Raw genomic sequence first — 16288 nt, 5'->3', positions numbered from 1 at the left:
CATATCCTGCGTCGGCAATGACGTTTCGTGGCATCGATCCTATCGTTGTTTTTACTTTTCTCTAGATGGGGCTTGAGGCAGCGTGTGTCTGTTGGGCGTTGATGCAAGCTGTAGCCGATGATGAACTGGTTTTCTGTTCCGATCTGTACGATCACTTTGGTTAGCATTTTGGGGTGATAACTATCTCGACCACCGCCCGGATAAGCATCGGCAAAGATCTTGTCGTCGAGACGGTTTACAGCAGCGTTGACGACGCGAACGAGATGATTCGGAGGAATATCCTCTTCGAGGTCCATTGGCAGGCAAAGTTGATCCAAGGTATATTGGATGTACAAAAGAAACAGCTCCTTTGGAATGGTTGGGTGGTACCTCCATTTTACCAAAAAGCTGTTTCTTTTTTTTGTTCATTTTGAAAAATAACTGTCCAGCAACGGAGCAGACGAATGATTCTGAAGAAGCGTTAGCGTTCGCCTTGCTCTTCGGATTCCAACCTTAACCCATTTGTTCAAGGAATCCGTAAGAGCACAGCGATCGTAAGAACATTCGCCTGCGCAGTTGCCTTTCAGCAGTGACTGTGTAGCGAAAAGAGCTGCCCCAAAGTCTAAAGACTTTTGGGTCAGCCCCTTTATTTTGTTTGGGAAAGTTTAATTTGAACATTTGTGAATAAGTAGTGTCGCTGTTATTGAAAAAGCAACGGACATAGAAGCCTCTATTTGTGTGAAAATGCTTCGCAAAGAGCCGTTCTGCGTCTAATAAGGGCTCTGGTGTCCGTTGCTAGAATGCGGAGTCGTCTCGATAAGGCAGAATAAGGTCTCTCATGTCCGTTTAAGAAACAGGGTCATAGCAAATAGAGCATTTCGAATGATTCTGGAGAAGCGATAGCGATCGGAAAAACATTCGAAGCGCGGAGGCTGCTGTTTGCCCCTGCTTTTCGCGCCAATGTCTTTAAAAGGAAGTAAAGATGTGAGACAATAGAGGACATGCAAGATGTGACAGCCATTCTATTAAAGAGGTGAACGGCGCATGCAGCCAAAAAGCAATATCGTGCATCTTCCGGTTTATCAACCGGGAAAGCCGATTGAAGATGTAAAAAGAGAGCTTGGACTTACAGAGGTCATCAAGCTGGCATCCAATGAAAATCCATTCGGCTGCTCCGAGCTGGCTAAAGCAGCTGCGATTAAAGAGCTGGATCAGGTTCATTTATATCCGGACGGCGGCAGCGTAGAGCTTGGAGCCGAGCTGGCAAGAGCGCTGGGCGTCAATACGGATCAGCTTATTTTCGGCACAGGATCAAGCGATATTATCCTGATGCTTGCGCGCGCGTTTCTGGCGCCTGGCGACGAAACGATTATGGCGGATGAAACCTTCTCTCAATATAAACATAATGCGGAAGTCGAGAATGCCCGCATTATTGAAGTGCCATTGAAGGAAGGGAAGCATGATCTTCCGGCAATGCTCGCCAAAATTACCGAACGCACGAAAATCGTTTGGGTATGCAATCCGAACAACCCAACGGGCACAATTGTAACAAAGCCGGAGTTGTCGGCTTTCTTATCGCAAGTTCCAAAACATGTTCTTGTGGTGCTGGATGAGGCATATTGCGAGTTTGTTGTAGATCCGGAATACCCGGACGGTTTAGAGCTGCTTAGCGAGCACCGCAATCTCGTTCTGCTGCGCACATTCTCGAAAATTTACGGCCTTTCTTCGATGCGTATCGGTTATGGAGTCGGCCATCCGGATGTTATCCGTTTTATCAATCAGGTTCGAGAACCGTTTAATACATCCCGCATGGCGCAAGCCGCTGCGAAAGCGGCGATCGGAGATAAAGCGTTCGTCGAACGGTGCCGCCAAGAGAATGCAGCGGGCATCGCTTATTTAAGCGATCGCTTCGAAAAGCTCGGACTGCCCTACTTCCCTGCACACGGAAACTTCATCCTGGTTGATGTGAAACGTCCGTCGACAGAAGTATTTGATGCCTTGCTTCGCAAAGGAATTATAACGCGTCCGCGTTGGACCTATTATCCGACTTATATCCGCGTTTCGATCGGCACGCAGGAACAGAACGAGAAATTTATCGCAGCTTTAGAGCAAGTATTGCAGGAATCGGCGGTGCACGGGTAAAGTGACAACGAAAATAGCGATTTTTGGCGTAGGACTAATCGGCGGCTCGCTGGCCTTATGTTTTAAAGGCAAGCCGGGGCTTACAGTCGTCGGTTATTCCAACCGCGAGTCATCGGTACAAAAATATATGCAGCGAGGCGTGGTCGACTACGCAACCACTTCGCTGTCGGAAGCAGCCGAAGACGCAGATTTTATTTTTCTGTGCGTTCCGGTCGGCATGCTGGACGAGTATGTGAATGAATTGAATGCTCTTGATTTAAAACCGGGCTGCATCATTACCGATGTTGGCAGCACGAAAGCTTCTGTTGTGGAATGCGGCCGAATTTTCAACAAACGGAACGTATCGTTTATTGGCGGCCATCCAATGGCAGGGTCAGAGAAATCCGGCGTCGAAGCAGCTGCGACGACGTTGTTCGAGAACGCTTATTATGTACTTACGCCGGATGATACAACGCCTGCTGAGGCAGTGGACAAGCTGACAGAGCTGCTGGCGCATACGAAGGCGCATATCGTCAAGGTTGACGCGCGTGCGCACGACGATATTGTTGGCGCGATCAGTCATTTGCCGCACATTATTGCGGTTGCTCTCGTCAATCAAGTTCGCGGCTACAATGAAGGCAACGGTTTATATGAATCGCTCGCTGCCGGAGGATTTCGGGATATTACGCGCATCGCGTCCAGCGATCCGGTCGTCTGGCGCGATATTCTCATAAACAATCGCAGCGTCCTGCTGAAGCTGTTGAAGGACTGGAATGTCGAAACGGAGAAGTTCGTGCGCATTCTGGAATCTGAAGACGGCCAGGCGATTGAAGAAGCTTTTCAGACAGCGGGAGAATTCCGCAGCCGGATGCCGGAGCGGCGCAAAGGGATGATTCTTTCCACGTTCGAATGTTATGTCGATGTTCCCGATCATCCCGGTATCATCGGCTCCATCGCGACAGAACTAGGAAACGCCCGGATTAATCTTAGCAACATTCTTATAATCGAGAGCAGGGAAGATGTTCCCGGTGTTTTGCGGCTATCGTTCCGCTCACAAGAGGACTTGGATCAAGCGCTCGTATTGTTAGGCAAACATTACTCCGTCCATCTGTAAAGATGAACGGAGTAATCGCTTTCAAATTTCTTTATACAAAAATGAAAACGCTTATTGACAATTTGGAAGCGTATACATATAATAAAAGTACAGTATGGTTTCTCTCCACTCCTATCCAAATTCTTCGCACTCTGTGCGGACCACCTTTTATAGGTGGTTTTTTTTTTACTTAATTTAAGGACTGATTCAGCTAGCTATGATACAATACATAGGAACGTCTTGTTTGTAAAATAATGGGTTAAACACCATTTGTCGAAGCTAGCAGGATTTTGATTGGATGACTCGAATATTAATTTTTATTCTAATGACCGCAACTTTTCGCTTCCGGTTCGGTACAATGTTTCATAATCGAACTGGGAAGAAGAATTCGCAGGTGAGGAGGTTCGCCTGTCATGACTGATTCCCAATTAATACGAGAAATCAAGGACGGCAACATCGAGCTGTACTCCGAGCTTATGCGCCGTTATCAACGAAAAATATTAACTTTTATTTATCACATGCTAAAGAGCGCAAAGTTAGAGCTGTTAGCGGAAGACTTGTGCTCGGAGACGTTCTATAAAGCCTATCGCAGCTTGCATTCCTTTCGCGAGGTCGATGCTTCTTTTTCAACGTGGCTCTACACGATCGCGCGAAATACGGTGCTAAGCGAGCTGAGAAAACAAAAGACGACGAATTTGCCGCTCGACGAAGCGGGACATATCCCTCCCGCATCGCCCGAACTCGCTCCGGATCAGCTTGTGCTGCGCAACGAGCGTATGGCTATGGTTCGTGAAGCGATTAACAATTTGCCTGATAAGCAGCGATCTGCGCTCATTCTTCGCGAATATGACCAAATGGACTATCAAGAGATCGCCAATATTTTAGGGCAAACGGTCAGTTCCGTTAAATCGCTGTTATTCCGGGCAAGGGCTAGCGTCAAGTCGCAGCTTGAGCCTTATTTCGGTGAAGCACAGATGATGGAGGAGTTCGAGGGGATGAAAACGCGATGAACTGCGAGGACGTTCAACACAAATTCGGCACCTATTGGCAACTGTCCGAGGAGGATACGGACCGGGAGGAGATGGAGGCTCACCTTCTGGAGTGCGAACATTGCACAGAGCAATTCCGACTGTGGGAAGAGAGCGAATCGATGATTCGTTTCATGTCCGAGGAGGAGGAACCGCTGCTCGGCCCGATCGATCATGTGAATCGAAACGTTATGGATCGGATTTATGCCGAGCAATCGTGGCTCATGCCTGTTGCTCAGAAAAGCTATCATTTCTCGAAATCGTTCCGCCGCAATTTAGCGATTGTCATCGCAGCCTGCATGGCTATGTTCGCTTGCGCGCTCATTTATTTCGTGACCGGATATGAAACTGCTCCTTCCGGGAAGGAAATCGCGCAATTGACCGGATTGATGGATACGGCCAACGCTTCGGACAGCGCGCTTGTCATCAGCGCAGAATTAGAGGTGCCAGTCGCGAGCGTCAGCGATCCTTTCGTACTTAAGGTCGTACCTGCTTTTCCGCAATATTGGGCGGCCTTCGCGCTCCTTGGTATCATCATTACACTATTGATCCTGAACTGGCTTTCTCGGACTAGAAATTAATAATAAGATGCTTCACTTTGCATATCGTATTGCCAAGCCATGAAAGCCGTGAATTCTATCGAATAGAATTCGCGGCTTTTTCTTTTTCTCAGCCTCCCGTTTGAAAAAGGGTTTAATTTCCCATAATGATAGTAATTCAGCTGTGAATAGGCAGCGGGGACGGGAGGGGCAGCGATGAATTTCTCGGATATGCTAGGCTTCGCAGACATCGGGCAATTAAGCAGAATTGCTTCTGTGTATCGCATTGAGTGCAACGGGCACTCCAAAAACGAATTGATCCAGTCGATTTTGTCGACAGTAAGCCGCAACGACGTCTTTGAAGCGCAAATCAGCGGCATGAAGGTTGAAGAGTTTCGCTTTCTAAATACGCTGCTGTTCGAGACTCGCGATTCGTTCAGCCTCGAAGAATTAATTGCGCGCGTGCAGCAAGGCAAATTTGTCGAGGCGGGTAAAGCGGAACCTGTGCCGGAATCGAATAAAATTGAGGCTGCTAAGCCGAAACGTTCACGTAAAAAAGAGGAACAAACGCAAGAAAAGGAAATGGCTCCCCGTGACATGATCGTTCGCTTTAAGCATCAAGGATGGCTGTTCAATGGATTTAGCGGAACGAACCGCTATTTGTTTCAAGTGCCGCAAGATTTGCGAATCCGGTTTCGCGAGACGTTAAAGCGCAAATTTGCCGCCGAACTGGAGTATACGGATGAACCGACCATGTACCGCGACGAACAAAGGCTTATGTCCGACGATATCCGTCAAGTGCTTCATTATATTTACCATAATGAAGTGCAACTTGCGGCGGACGGCTCGATGTATAAGCGATTCAGCGCGCAGCTGCTGGAGAGGTTGGCGGTTCGTGAGGAATTGCCCGGCAAGGGCGAATGGCGTTTCGGTTACGGCAAGCACTTTCACCAATATCCGAATCGCATGTCCCATTTGTTTGACTATTGCTGTTCTATGCGTTACATCGAAGAAAACAATTTGTCGCTCTCAGTGACAGCAGCAGGGAAAGAACGTCTTGAGAATGCTTTGATCGACGAGACGGAACAATTGTATAAGCTATGGCTGAAGCTATACAAAAACCCGATTCCGAACATTATGGCATTGGCGCAGTGGATCAACAGCCTTGCCGAGCAATGGGTTACGGTTGCTTCAATCCGTAAGGTGCTGCTCCCTCTAATCAAGCCTTTCTATTATGATGATGCGATTACCGTGCTGGAACAGCGGTTAATCGGCATGATGGTGCATCTCGGCTTGCTTCGTCTCGGCGAGCATGAAACGCATGGCCCGGTCATTCGAATGACGATAGCAGGAAGAGCAGTGATGTCGGGAATCGATTTGAATGAGCAACGGTTTTCGTTTTAAGGGAAATAGGCAAGAGCATATTCAAGCAGTGAAGGGCGAGCGCACTCTACTGCTATGGATTCGCTGAATATCATTTAATAGAAGCCGGTTTGGCTGTCATCATTTGGGAAGGCAAGAACACCGGTATGGAGGTGTATCCTATGGACAAAATGAAGGTTACGTATGAAGCTATGTTAGGGCTGGCAGCAGAAATGGTGCTCGATGAAGCCGTGCTTAAGTTTCGCACTGAACAGATTTATAAGGCAATCGATCAGGCGCTCTCGTCCGGAGACGAGGATACGTTCTACCGCTTGGCTAAGCAGCTAAATGATATGAAGCGTTAATGAAGATGAAGCGTTGAAACGATAAAGCTTCCGCAGTTGCGTCCAGGCGAGCAAACCTGAAAACGCATGCGGAAGTTTTTTTAATTATTAGGTTTCATATAAAAAGGTCAACAATGCCGTTCTCTGCTTCTCTGCATGCCGAAGGGCATTGGCAAATAAGCGAATTCGGAGTAACATGGATAAAGTGTGCCAGAACCTGAACATGATTAAGGATTGAAGGAGAATTGGCAATGAAATTTAGCGATATATCGGCAGAACAATGGGAGGAGCTCCGGCCTTATTTGGATACTTGCCTGTTGCCCGTTACGGGGATGACGGGTGATGAACAGCCCTACGAGGCGACAACCGCGCTTGAACGGCTGCGCGATGTGATGGATCTCGTTGAAATTCCGTTTAAAGGAAGAGTCGTTACATATCCGGCCATGCATTATACCGAGAAAGAACAACAATCAAACGTCATTGATCGAATGTGCGAAAGATTGAAACAGTCCGGGTTTCGATTTGTGGTTGTGGCAACACCCGCAAACGCTGCCGAATTAAACTGCAAAAGCGCAGACCTTGTGCTTTGTCCGGACGAGCATGGCGAGAAGCCGGCGGCGTCTGCAGTCGCGAGCGCGATTCAAACGATGTGGAGCGGGGGCAATAGAGAGCAAGGTTAAATAAATTTTGTATAAAAAAATCAACATATGGGGAAAACAATTGGCAGACAAGGTCAAATGTGACAAAATGACAACAAATTTATGAACGACATTTTATAGGTAAACAAAACTCCGGCCATATTCTTGACGCTCCCAAGCACCTAAGCTATTATAGTTATGTCCTAGTTCGTCATGTGTTTTGCCATAGGGCAAGACACGAGAAATGGTTGGCAAAGGGGGTAGAACAGAAGATGAGTAACCACGAACATCACGAGACCGCGCATCGACCGGTTCAGCGTAAAGAGATGTCCCGGCGTCAATTTTTGTCGTATACGCTTGGCGGTACGACTGCATTTATGATGGGCGGCGCGGTTTTGCCTATGGTCCGTTTTGCAGTAGACCCGCTGTTAGAAAAAAAGGGCGAAGGCACTTGGGTTAAAGTAGTTGAAGAAAGCAAAATTACGAACGACCCGCAAGAATTCAAGTTTCAAATTCACCAGGTCGACGGCTGGTATGTCAGCGATCCTGAGCTTGCGGCATGGATTTCCAAGGACGCGAACAATCAAATATTCGCTCTTTCGCCGGTATGTAAGCACCTTGGGTGCACAATCGGTTGGAATACGAAGGGCAAGAATGAATACGATTGCCCTTGCCATGACGCGCGCTATTCGAAGGACGGAAAGAACCTTTCCGTTGCGCCGAATCCGCTCGACGAATATGAAGTGAAAGTCGAAGACGGCTTTGTGTATGTAGGTCCGATTAAAGCGAATACTCGAGTATAGGAGGCGTATTTCAGATGTTTAAAAGCGTGTACAACTGGATCGACGAACGTCTTGATATTACGCCGCTATGGCGCGATGTAGCGGACCATGAAGTGCCTGAGCATGTCAATCCGGCGCATCACTTCTCCGCCTTTGTTTATTGCTTTGGCGGTCTGACGTTCTTCATCACCGTAATTCAAATTTTGTCCGGTATGTTCCTGACGATGTACTATGTGCCGGATATTATCAATGCTTATGCCAGCGTTGATTACTTAAACCATAAGGTCCCATTCGGCGGCATCGTTCGCGGTATGCACCATTTTGGGGCAAGCTTGGTTATCGTTATGATGTTCTTACATACCTTGCGCGTATTCTTTACCGGCTCGTATAAAGCGCCGCGCGAGATGAACTGGGTAGTAGGGATGCTTATTTTCTTCATCATGTTGGGTCTCGGTTTCACAGGCTATTTGCTGCCTTGGGACAACAAAGCTTACTTCGCGACTAAAGTCGGCGTCCAAATTGCAGAATCGGTTCCTTACATCGGACCGTATATCGCGCAATTCCTGTATGGCGGCGATATCGTAGGCGCACAGACGCTGACTCGCTTCTTCGCGATTCACGTATTCTTCTTGCCTGGCGCGTTGATCGCTATGCTTGCCGCTCACTTCTTGATGATTCGGAAGCAAGGGATCTCGGGACCACTTTAAGCGAAGGGAGGACTTACAATGGCGCATGGTCATAAATCGAACGAGAAAGTCGTTTACGTTGGGGATTCGCGCGTAAAAAAGGGCGCAGGCGCTCAAGTGCCTCCTGACTATACGTCCTTTCCCGGTAAATCGGAAGCGTTCATCCCGAACTTCCTGCTTAAGGAATGGATGGTAGGCTGCGTCGTTCTCGTCGGCTTCCTCTGTTGGACGATTGCAGAGCCGGCTCCGCTCGGCTATCCTGCTGACCCGACGAACGCGGCGTTTATTCCGATGCCGGACTGGTACTTCTTGTTCCTGTATCAATTTTTGAAATACCCATATGTATCGCAAGACTACATCGTGCTGGGCACGATGGGCGTACCGGGCGTTATGTTCGGCGGTCTGTTGCTCGCACCATTCCTGGATACGGGCAAGGAGCGCCGCTTCTATCGCCGTCCAATCGCTTCGTCCTTAATGATTCTTTCTTTGATAGCTTGCGTTTATTTGACACTCATCTCTTGGGATCACTACACGCATCAGCTGGAAAAAACGAATACAATTCCTGAGCATCATGAACGGGAAGAAAAAGCTCGCGAGGCTATTGAAAGCGGTAAAGAAGCGCCAAACCCAACGCAGAAAGAAAAGCCAGTTGCTCTTGTTGACGCGAATGACCCAGCAATGGATATCGTCAAGCAAGCGCAATGTATCGGCTGCCATGCAGCAGATCTGAAGGGCCAAGGCAATTTCCCTGCATTGACCGGTGTCGGCGACAAGTATTCGAAAGAAGAGTTAGTTGATATCGTAACAAACGGACGCGGTGGAATGCCTGCATTCAAAGAATCGCTTTCCGCTGAACAAATCGACCAACTGACAACTTGGCTGGCGAAGCAAAAAGCACCAGCAGAATAATACGCTTACTTAAAAACCTGATCGTATCATACGGTCAGGTTTTTTCTCGAAAATGCGGGCAGGGGGAGAGCTTGTCGTGACTATTTCTTGGTTTTGGAGCCGCTCATTTCTGATGGATCGGCGGATGCTCTGGCTGCTGTTCATCGTTAATTTACTCGGTACGATTTACGGTTATATATGGTATGGCAACCAATTGGCCGATACGGCGGACAATCATCCGCTTTGGCAGCTCGTATTCGTGCCAGACAGCCCAACGGCCAGCTTGTTTTTTACGCTTGTACTGCTATATTTATTGTTTCCCCCGCAGTCGGATTCCCGCTGGATTAAAGGGACGCGCATAATTATTGAAGGGCTTGCTGTCGTAACGTCGGTTAAATACGGCATATGGGCAGTAGCGATGATTGTGGCAGGAGGCGCACAAGGCGATGAGCTTTATTGGCAGCATGCGATGCTTAGCGCTTCACATCTGGGTATGGCGGCTGAAGTGCTGCTGTACGCCCGATTTATGAAAGCTGGCACTGCCGCTGCGGTCATCGGCACGCTGTGGTTGCTGCTTAACGATACCGTTGACTACAACTTCGAAGTGTTCCCGTGGTTAGCGGATGTGCTCTATGATGATTTGCCTCAAGTGGAGTTATTTACGTATTGCTTGTCTATATTCAGTTTCATTGTTGGCTGGATTGCCTTGAAACAGAAGAAATCGGCATAAACATGGACATCCCCTCATAGAGTTTGTATGGGGGGATGTCCATGTTCATGAAGATACGTATCGTTGTTCCATTAATCGCCTGTATCGTCATGACGATCGGGTCAGTATCGACCGTTTTTGCTATGCCTGTTGCGTGGGAGTCCATTCAAGAGCCGGTTATGAAGCAAAAGCTTCAGAAGCTTGATGAGACCGCCGATGAACTGTATGAAGCGGCATACACGAATAATCGCCAGGCAGGCTATAAATACGCGCAGCTGCTGGAACGGCAGACGAAGAGCGAAACGATTCGCGCAGTCGGTCAAACGGAAGGCTGGCAGCTGTTCGAGCAACGGCTGCAAATGGTAGAAACCGCATTGCAGAACGGCACACAGCCGTCCGATTGGCTTACCGCATCGGCGAGCATTCATTTAGCGACGGATGCGCTGTTGCGGCCTCAGCATGCGCTTTGGCTGCAGTACGAGAAAGTCATGATGGAAGATTTGCGCCGGATTAATCAATCCTGGAATCGGCAGACCGGGGACGGAGCACTGGCGGCGAGAGCGGCGCTGGACAGCTTTACGGCCCATCTTGCTAAAATCGAAGGAGCTGCAGCCATGCAGCGGCCGAGCGCTCGATTGGATGAACTGAAAGAACGTATGCGCTATACGCAGCTGCTGCTTGATGCGGGGACGAGAGGACAGGCCAAGCAAGATTGGACGGACGATTCCATTCGCGATTTGGAATACGCGGTGAGCAATTTGTTTGACGACGGGCTGAACGTCAACGATGAGCCGGCGTTTGCTCCCGTTAATGCCGCCAATCCGATTACATGGAGCCTGCTCCTTGGAGCAATCATCATGGCGGCGCTTACGTATACAGGCTGGAAGAAATATAAGCATATGCCTTATGGAGTGAAAAAGATTTAAGCTTGGTTCAACTGGCGGAAAGCTCGTTATTCTTCTTTAAAGCCTTCGCCGAGCACATCATGAACCTCGCTAATGACAGTAAACGCACGGGGGTCTATACTGCGGATAATCGACTTTAGGCGGCGCATTTCCTGCCTTTGGACGACGCAGTATACGACCTCTTTTGCATGCCCGGAAAAAGCGCCCTTTGCCGGCATTAAGGTAACGCCGCGCTCTAATTCTGCGGCAATCCGCGCAGCCATTGAAGATCCGTGGTCGGTAATGATGGTGAACGATTTTGCCGAATAAGCGCCGTCTTGAATAAAATCGATAAGTCTGGAAGCGACAAATACGGCTACCAGTGTATATAAAATTTTCTCGATCGGGATATAGAACAAAGCGGCGCCAATGATGAGGGCATCGAAAGCGAGAATCAACTGCCCCATGCTTACGTTTTTTTTACGGGACGTGATGCGCGCAATGATGTCGATGCCGCCTGTCGTGCCGCCGAATCGAAAAACGATTCCAAGACCCGCGCCAAGCGTAACGCCCGCGTACAATGCAGCCAGTATGTAATCCTGCGAAGTATGGAACGGGACGAGCCAGCCTTTATGAATTAATCGTTCGAGCAGGGCGAGAAATAGCGATAATGACAAAACGCCGATCAGCGTATAGGCCATTTCACGCTTGCCGAGCGTTCGCCAGCCGACGATAAAGAGCGGTATGTTAAGAAGCAGCGTCGACAGTGATAGAGGCCAGCCCGCTGCATAGTTAAGCAGAATCGCAATGCCGGTTACGCCGCCCTCAGTTAATTGATTCGGAATGACGAAGTAATGCAGACCGAACGCATAAATAGCGGTCCCAATCATAATCGGAAATATTATTTTTAATTGAGAGGTCATTTTTCGAATCATAGCGGTCTCCTTAGGCGAAATTCGAATCATCGTTAGTATAGCTCAAAAAGGGGTTGTGCAAAAATGATTGTTTTCACGGTCTCTTTACGTTAACATATGAATTGATATGAACGAAATGTATAGCGGAAAGGGATATAGCGGAATGACCGAGAAATCGTTAGCTGAAATCCAGCGTGAAGTAGACGCCTACATATCCCAGTTCAAGGAAGGCTATTTCAGTCCTCTTGCATTGATGGCCAGAATGAGCGAGGAAGTAGGCGAATTGGCCCGCGAGGTCAACCATTATTACGGCGAGAAGCCGAAAAAAGCCGATGAAGCCGAAAACACGGTCGAAATGGAACTGGGCGATATTTTATTTATTTTATCCTGCTTTGCGAATTCGCTTGGCATCGATTTAACAGAAGCCCATAATAAAGTGATGCATAAATTCAATACTCGCGACGCCGACCGGTGGACGAGAAAAAACGCTGAACAGTAGACTGCCTCCGTACATATGCTGTACCATCACCCTGTGTACAAGGAGGATGGGCGGATGGACGGCGAGAGCTGTGTGAAACAGGCGTACGCCTTTATATTGAACAATGATTTCGAGCAAGCGATTGAATGGTTTGAGCGGGCCATCGCGATTGAACCGGACAATGCAGGCTACCATTATAAATGCGCAATTTCTTGCGCGCGCAGCGGCAAATGGAACAAAGCGCATCGCTTTGCTAAGCAGGCTGTCGAGCTTGACGCCAGCCATACGGAATATCAATATTACTTGCAAACCATCGAAGCGAAGCAGCTGGTGCTGTCGGCTGAGCAATTGATACAGTCCAATCCGCCGCAATATGAGGAAGCGCTGGATATGCTTAACGAGGCTGCAGAGCTTGATCCGCTAAGCTTTGAAGCGTTTTACTTCATGGCTTTCGTGCATGCGGAGCTGGGCAACTTGGACACTGCCGTCAACAATGCCCGCGAGGCCATTCGAATTGATCCGGGCCATTCGGCTGCTCGAAGGCTGTTTGCCGACATCCGCCGAAAACGGCGAATGATGCGAGATCGCGCGAAGGAAAGACATCGGAAAAGGAACAGGTGATCGATCATGGATAAAATTAAAGTAGCAGTTATTGGAGCAAACGGCAGAATGGGCCGCGAAGTTGTAAAAATGGTGCTGGAGGATGACACGCTGGAGCTGGTCGCAGCAGTTGCTCCTTCAGCCGTCGAAACAGATGCCGGCGTTTTTGCCGGCAAGCCTGCAACCGGCGTCCTCGCGTGCGCTACGCTTGAGGATGCGCTGAACAGCGCGCAAGCGGATGTGCTTGTCGATTTTACAGTGCCTAAGGTCGCATACAGCAACACGAGAACGGCGCTTGAATATGGAGTTCGTCCGATTGTAGGCACAACAGGCTTTACGCCGGAGCAAATCGAGGAGCTGGACAAGCTCAGCAAAGAAAAGGGTCTTGGAGCGCTCATCGCTCCGAATTTCTCAATCGGCGCGATTCTTATGATGCAATTCGCAGCGCAAGCGTCGAAATATTTGCCGCATGTTGAAATTATCGAGTATCACGGCGATCAGAAGCTCGACGCTCCGTCCGGCACGTCAATTAAAACGGCCGAGCTGATTTCTGAAGTTCGCAAGGAGCTGCGCCAGGGCAACCCGAACGAGCACGAGACGATCGAAGGAGCGCGAGGCGGCTATTATAACGGATTCCGCATACATAGCGTAAGGCTTCCGGGCGTATTTGCGCAGCAAGAGGTTGTATTCGGCGGTTACGGACAAACGCTAAAAATTCGCCACGATTCATACGACCGTGCGGGCTATATGCCGGGCGTAAACGTAGCAATTAAGAAGGTAATGACTTACAGCGGTCTCGTATACGGCTTTGAGCATTTGATGGATTAATAATAATCAGCAGGAGAGGGGAAACAACAGTGTTGAATATCGCGTTTATCGCTCATGACCGCAAGAAAGAGGAAATGGTTAATTTCGTGCTTGCTTACGAGCATGTTTTTACGCCTCATCGCTTGTATTCGACTGGTACAACCGGGACTCGCATTATGGAGCAAACGAAGCTTAACATACATCGGTTTATGTCCGGTCCGCTTGGCGGCGACCAGCAGATCGGCGCTTTGGTAGCGCAAAATGAAATGGATTTAATTGTTTTCTTGCGCGACCCGCTTATGGCACAGCCGCACGAGCCGGATATTATCGCTTTGCTTCGCCTTTGCGATGTGCAAGGCATTCCAGTTGCGACAAACGTCGCTTCTGCTGAGCTGCTTGTAAAGGCGCTGGAACGCGGAGACTTCGCTTGGCGCGAGCTTGTGCATAAGTACAAGCCTGGAGAGCAGCAATGAGCAAGCACAAGCTTGATCTATTAATATTTGGCGCTCATGCCGATGATGCTGAAATTGGAATGGGCGGTACGATCGCTAAGCATACGGCAGCCGGCATGCGCGTCGGCATATGCGATTTAACGCAAGCGGAAATGTCGTCGAACGGCACCGTTGAACTTCGGAAGCAAGAGGCTTCCGAGGCTTCTGCGGTGCTTGGTTTGCATTCGAGGACTAATTTAGGTTTGCCGGATCGCGGCCTGTCATTGTCGAAGGAGCATATCGACGCAATCGTTGCGGAAATACGGCGAACAAAGCCGCGCATCGTTTTTGCGCCATACTGGGTCGACCGGCATCCGGACCATATCGCCTGCAGCAAGCTTGTCGAAGAAGCGGTGTTTAACGCCAAGCTGCGGCGTTACATGCCGGAATTGCCGCCGGTGCAAGTGGAGCAGCTTGTGTACTACTACATAAATGATATTACGGATGTGGCACTAACTGTCGATGTATCGGAATTTTATGAACAAAAGCGTCAATCGCTAATGGCATATCGCTCGCAGTTTTTATCCTCCGCCTTCTCGTCTTCGGATCAAGCTGCGGACCGTGTAGCGACGCCGTTGACGGATCGTTATGTAGAACGCGTTGAAGCTCGCGATTCCTTGCTTGGGCAGCCGCGAGGCTGGAAATATGCCGAGGGCTTCGCCACCAAGTCGCCGCATTCCGTTCATTTATTCTAATTGCAAGCATATCCGAGAGCATATAAATTGATTTCAAATGGCATAAAATTAAAGTTAGCATGGTGAAAACTGGAGGTGCGTCCGTTGACTCGCAAATTAAAAATCGGAATTACTTGCTATCCAACTTTGGGAGGCTCCGGCGTTGTTGCGACGGAGCTAGGCAAGCTTATGGCTGAGAGAGGTCATGAGATCCATTTTATAACGCACAGCATACCGTTTCGACTCGGCAAATTTCATAAAAACATTTTTTATCATGAAGTTGAAGCAAACGATTATTACGTATTCCGTTACCCGCCGTACGATATAGCATTGGCAAGCAAAATGGCGCAAATCGCCAAGATGGAAAATTTGGATCTGCTTCACGTCCACTATGCCGTCCCGCATGCTGTGTGCGCCTATTTGGCTAAACAAATGGTTGGCGATGATCTGAAGACGGTGACTACGCTTCATGGTACAGATATTACTGTGCTTGCCAAGGATGAATCGCTGAAAGATTTGATTCGGCTTGCTATTAACCAAAGCGACGCAGTTACCGCAGTGTCGCAGGATCTCATTAACGAAACAAGAAATCTTCTCGATATAACGAAACCGATTGATCTGGCTTACAATTTTATTGACAAGCGGGTTTATTATCCGCGAGACGCCGCATCTTTGCGTGCGGATTATGCGGAGCCGCATGAAAAAGTGCTGATGCACATTTCGAACTTTCGTCCGGTGAAACGGGTTAGCGATGTAATTGATATATTCGCTCGGGTTGCGAAACGGATTCCCGCCAAGCTGCTGCTCGTCGGCGAAGGGCCGGAATTGTCGAAAATTCAATGCAAAATCAGACAGCTTGAATTAGAAGATCGCGTTCATTTTCTCGGCAAACAGGAAGATGTCGCGCAAGTCATCTCGGTTGCGGATTTGCTGCTGCTTCCTTCTGAGAAGGAAAGCTTTGGCCTTGTTGCGCTAGAAGCGATGGCATGCGGCGTTCCGACTATCGGCTCGACGGCTGGAGGCATTCCGGAGCTCGTCACCCATGGCGTAACCGGCTATTTATGCCCGATCGGCGATGTGGACGGTATGGCTGAGCATGCGGTCTACTTGTTGCAAAATGAAGCGCTGCACACAAAATTTAAAGAGGCATGCGTGAAACGCGCGCACTACAATTTCTGCAACGATGCGATTACGACGCAGTACGAGGAAATTTATTATCGCGTGCTCGGAATTGAGGCAGACTTGCCTGAGCCGGTGTGCGAGTAACGCGA

At 48.9% G+C, this 16288-nt stretch carries 19 protein-coding genes and 1 pseudogene; 18 read left to right on the top strand and 2 right to left on the bottom strand.

The genetic code is table 11. From position 1 onward, the window contains the following. Positions 1 to 131: 131 nt before the first annotated feature. A pseudogene (locus GOM71_RS25110) lies at positions 132 to 335 on the bottom strand (transposase); the annotation flags it as partial. A gap of 688 nt (positions 336 to 1023) precedes the next feature. Here GOM71_RS25110 and hisC point away from each other — a divergent pair. The 12 genes from hisC (at position 1024) to GOM71_RS05870 (ending at position 11095) form a co-directional block, all read left to right on the top strand. After that, entirely contained in the window at positions 1024 to 2121 is a 1098-nt protein-coding gene (hisC, locus tag GOM71_RS05925) for a histidinol-phosphate transaminase (protein WP_156278839.1), read from the top strand. Between the two features lies 1 nt (position 2122). Beyond that, the gene (locus tag GOM71_RS05920) at positions 2123 to 3214 is read left to right on the top strand and encodes a prephenate dehydrogenase (protein WP_367649479.1); all 1092 of its coding nucleotides are present in this window, start codon (positions 2123 to 2125) and stop codon (positions 3212 to 3214) included. Between the two features lie 392 nt (positions 3215 to 3606). Continuing rightward, positions 3607 to 4203, top strand: a complete 597-nt coding sequence (locus tag GOM71_RS05915) for an RNA polymerase sigma factor (RefSeq protein ID WP_156278838.1) — start codon at positions 3607 to 3609, stop codon at positions 4201 to 4203. Beyond that, the gene (locus GOM71_RS05910) at positions 4200 to 4802 is read left to right on the top strand and encodes an anti-sigma factor family protein (RefSeq protein ID WP_156278837.1); all 603 of its coding nucleotides are present in this window, start codon (positions 4200 to 4202) and stop codon (positions 4800 to 4802) included. The genes GOM71_RS05915 and GOM71_RS05910 overlap by 4 nt, the downstream gene beginning before the upstream one ends. 174 nt (positions 4803 to 4976) lie before the next feature. Next, the gene (locus tag GOM71_RS05905; protein WP_156278836.1) at positions 4977 to 6164 is read left to right on the top strand and encodes a hypothetical protein; all 1188 of its coding nucleotides are present in this window, start codon (positions 4977 to 4979) and stop codon (positions 6162 to 6164) included. Between the two features lie 140 nt (positions 6165 to 6304). Further along, the gene (locus tag GOM71_RS05900) at positions 6305 to 6487 is read left to right on the top strand and encodes an IDEAL domain-containing protein (RefSeq protein ID WP_156278835.1); all 183 of its coding nucleotides are present in this window, start codon (positions 6305 to 6307) and stop codon (positions 6485 to 6487) included. A 230-nt stretch (positions 6488 to 6717) separates the two neighbouring features. Next, complete coding sequence (locus tag GOM71_RS05895) at positions 6718 to 7146, top strand: DUF2487 family protein (protein ID WP_156278834.1); 429 nt, start codon at positions 6718 to 6720, stop codon at positions 7144 to 7146. 230 nt (positions 7147 to 7376) lie between these two features. Continuing rightward, on the top strand, positions 7377 to 7907 hold the full coding sequence (locus GOM71_RS05890; protein ID WP_156278833.1) for a Rieske 2Fe-2S domain-containing protein: 531 nt from the start codon (positions 7377 to 7379) through the stop codon (positions 7905 to 7907). A 14-nt stretch (positions 7908 to 7921) separates the two neighbouring features. Next, positions 7922 to 8593, top strand: coding sequence for a menaquinol-cytochrome c reductase cytochrome b subunit (qcrB, locus tag GOM71_RS05885; protein ID WP_156278832.1), 672 nt, complete (start codon positions 7922 to 7924; stop codon positions 8591 to 8593). An 18-nt stretch (positions 8594 to 8611) separates the two neighbouring features. After that, on the top strand, positions 8612 to 9481 hold the full coding sequence (locus tag GOM71_RS05880) for a menaquinol-cytochrome c reductase cytochrome b/c subunit (RefSeq protein WP_156278831.1): 870 nt from the start codon (positions 8612 to 8614) through the stop codon (positions 9479 to 9481). 76 nt (positions 9482 to 9557) lie between these two features. Next, on the top strand, positions 9558 to 10190 hold the full coding sequence (locus tag GOM71_RS05875; RefSeq protein ID WP_367649478.1) for a DUF1405 domain-containing protein: 633 nt from the start codon (positions 9558 to 9560) through the stop codon (positions 10188 to 10190). Positions 10191 to 10231: 41 nt separating this feature from the next. Beyond that, a complete protein-coding gene (locus GOM71_RS05870) occupies positions 10232 to 11095 on the top strand; it encodes a sporulation protein YpjB (protein ID WP_173275275.1) in 864 nt (287 codons plus the stop codon). 26 nt (positions 11096 to 11121) lie between these two features. On the opposite strand, the gene GOM71_RS05865 is transcribed toward GOM71_RS05870, so the two are convergent. Further along, positions 11122 to 11988: a YitT family protein gene (locus tag GOM71_RS05865; RefSeq protein ID WP_156278828.1), complete on the bottom strand. Its 867-nt coding sequence runs from the start codon at positions 11986 to 11988 to the stop codon at positions 11122 to 11124. 142 nt (positions 11989 to 12130) lie between these two features. Here GOM71_RS05865 and GOM71_RS05860 point away from each other — a divergent pair, with 142 nt between their 5' ends. The 6 genes from GOM71_RS05860 (at position 12131) to bshA (ending at position 16283) form a co-directional block, all read left to right on the top strand. Beyond that, the gene (locus GOM71_RS05860; RefSeq protein ID WP_156278827.1) at positions 12131 to 12466 is read left to right on the top strand and encodes a nucleotide pyrophosphohydrolase; all 336 of its coding nucleotides are present in this window, start codon (positions 12131 to 12133) and stop codon (positions 12464 to 12466) included. Positions 12467 to 12520: 54 nt separating this feature from the next. Further along, positions 12521 to 13066: a tetratricopeptide repeat protein gene (locus tag GOM71_RS05855; RefSeq protein WP_173275272.1), complete on the top strand. Its 546-nt coding sequence runs from the start codon at positions 12521 to 12523 to the stop codon at positions 13064 to 13066. A 3-nt stretch (positions 13067 to 13069) separates the two neighbouring features. Beyond that, positions 13070 to 13873 (top strand): 4-hydroxy-tetrahydrodipicolinate reductase, encoded by an 804-nt coding sequence (gene dapB / locus GOM71_RS05850; protein ID WP_367649490.1) that lies wholly within the window; start codon positions 13070 to 13072, stop codon positions 13871 to 13873. 29 nt (positions 13874 to 13902) lie between these two features. Further along, positions 13903 to 14325, top strand: a complete 423-nt coding sequence (locus tag GOM71_RS05845) for a methylglyoxal synthase (protein ID WP_367649477.1) — start codon at positions 13903 to 13905, stop codon at positions 14323 to 14325. Beyond that, positions 14322 to 15038 (top strand): bacillithiol biosynthesis deacetylase BshB1, encoded by a 717-nt coding sequence (bshB1, locus tag GOM71_RS05840; protein ID WP_156278824.1) that lies wholly within the window; start codon positions 14322 to 14324, stop codon positions 15036 to 15038. Before GOM71_RS05845 ends, bshB1 begins: the two co-directional genes overlap by 4 nt. A gap of 84 nt (positions 15039 to 15122) precedes the next feature. Next, entirely contained in the window at positions 15123 to 16283 is a 1161-nt protein-coding gene (bshA, locus tag GOM71_RS05835; RefSeq protein ID WP_156278823.1) for an N-acetyl-alpha-D-glucosaminyl L-malate synthase BshA, read from the top strand. Positions 16284 to 16288: the final 5 nt, after the last annotated feature.

This window comes from Paenibacillus sp. NEAU-GSW1 (assembly GCF_009737085.1).
Taxonomy (GTDB): Bacteria; Bacillota; Bacilli; order Paenibacillales; family Paenibacillaceae; genus Pristimantibacillus.
The sequence above is the reverse complement of the archived record's forward strand: the minus strand, read 5'-3'. Positions and strand labels throughout refer to the sequence as shown.

Coding starts and splice junctions, on each gene's coding strand:
- GOM71_RS05865 (WP_156278828.1), bottom strand. CDS start 11,988: ATGATTCGAAAAATGACCTCTCAATTAAAAATAATATTTCCGATTATG.
- GOM71_RS05910 (WP_156278837.1), top strand. CDS start 4,200: ATGAACTGCGAGGACGTTCAACACAAATTCGGCACCTATTGGCAACTG.
- GOM71_RS05890 (WP_156278833.1), top strand. CDS start 7,377: ATGAGTAACCACGAACATCACGAGACCGCGCATCGACCGGTTCAGCGT.
- bshB1 (WP_156278824.1), top strand. CDS start 14,322: ATGAGCAAGCACAAGCTTGATCTATTAATATTTGGCGCTCATGCCGAT.
- GOM71_RS05915 (WP_156278838.1), top strand. CDS start 3,607: ATGACTGATTCCCAATTAATACGAGAAATCAAGGACGGCAACATCGAG.
- qcrB (WP_156278832.1), top strand. CDS start 7,922: ATGTTTAAAAGCGTGTACAACTGGATCGACGAACGTCTTGATATTACG.
- GOM71_RS05895 (WP_156278834.1), top strand. CDS start 6,718: ATGAAATTTAGCGATATATCGGCAGAACAATGGGAGGAGCTCCGGCCT.
- GOM71_RS05905 (WP_156278836.1), top strand. CDS start 4,977: ATGAATTTCTCGGATATGCTAGGCTTCGCAGACATCGGGCAATTAAGC.
- hisC (WP_156278839.1), top strand. CDS start 1,024: ATGCAGCCAAAAAGCAATATCGTGCATCTTCCGGTTTATCAACCGGGA.
- GOM71_RS05870 (WP_173275275.1), top strand. CDS start 10,232: ATGTTCATGAAGATACGTATCGTTGTTCCATTAATCGCCTGTATCGTC.
- GOM71_RS05880 (WP_156278831.1), top strand. CDS start 8,612: ATGGCGCATGGTCATAAATCGAACGAGAAAGTCGTTTACGTTGGGGAT.
- GOM71_RS05860 (WP_156278827.1), top strand. CDS start 12,131: ATGACCGAGAAATCGTTAGCTGAAATCCAGCGTGAAGTAGACGCCTAC.
- GOM71_RS05855 (WP_173275272.1), top strand. CDS start 12,521: ATGGACGGCGAGAGCTGTGTGAAACAGGCGTACGCCTTTATATTGAAC.
- GOM71_RS05900 (WP_156278835.1), top strand. CDS start 6,305: ATGGACAAAATGAAGGTTACGTATGAAGCTATGTTAGGGCTGGCAGCA.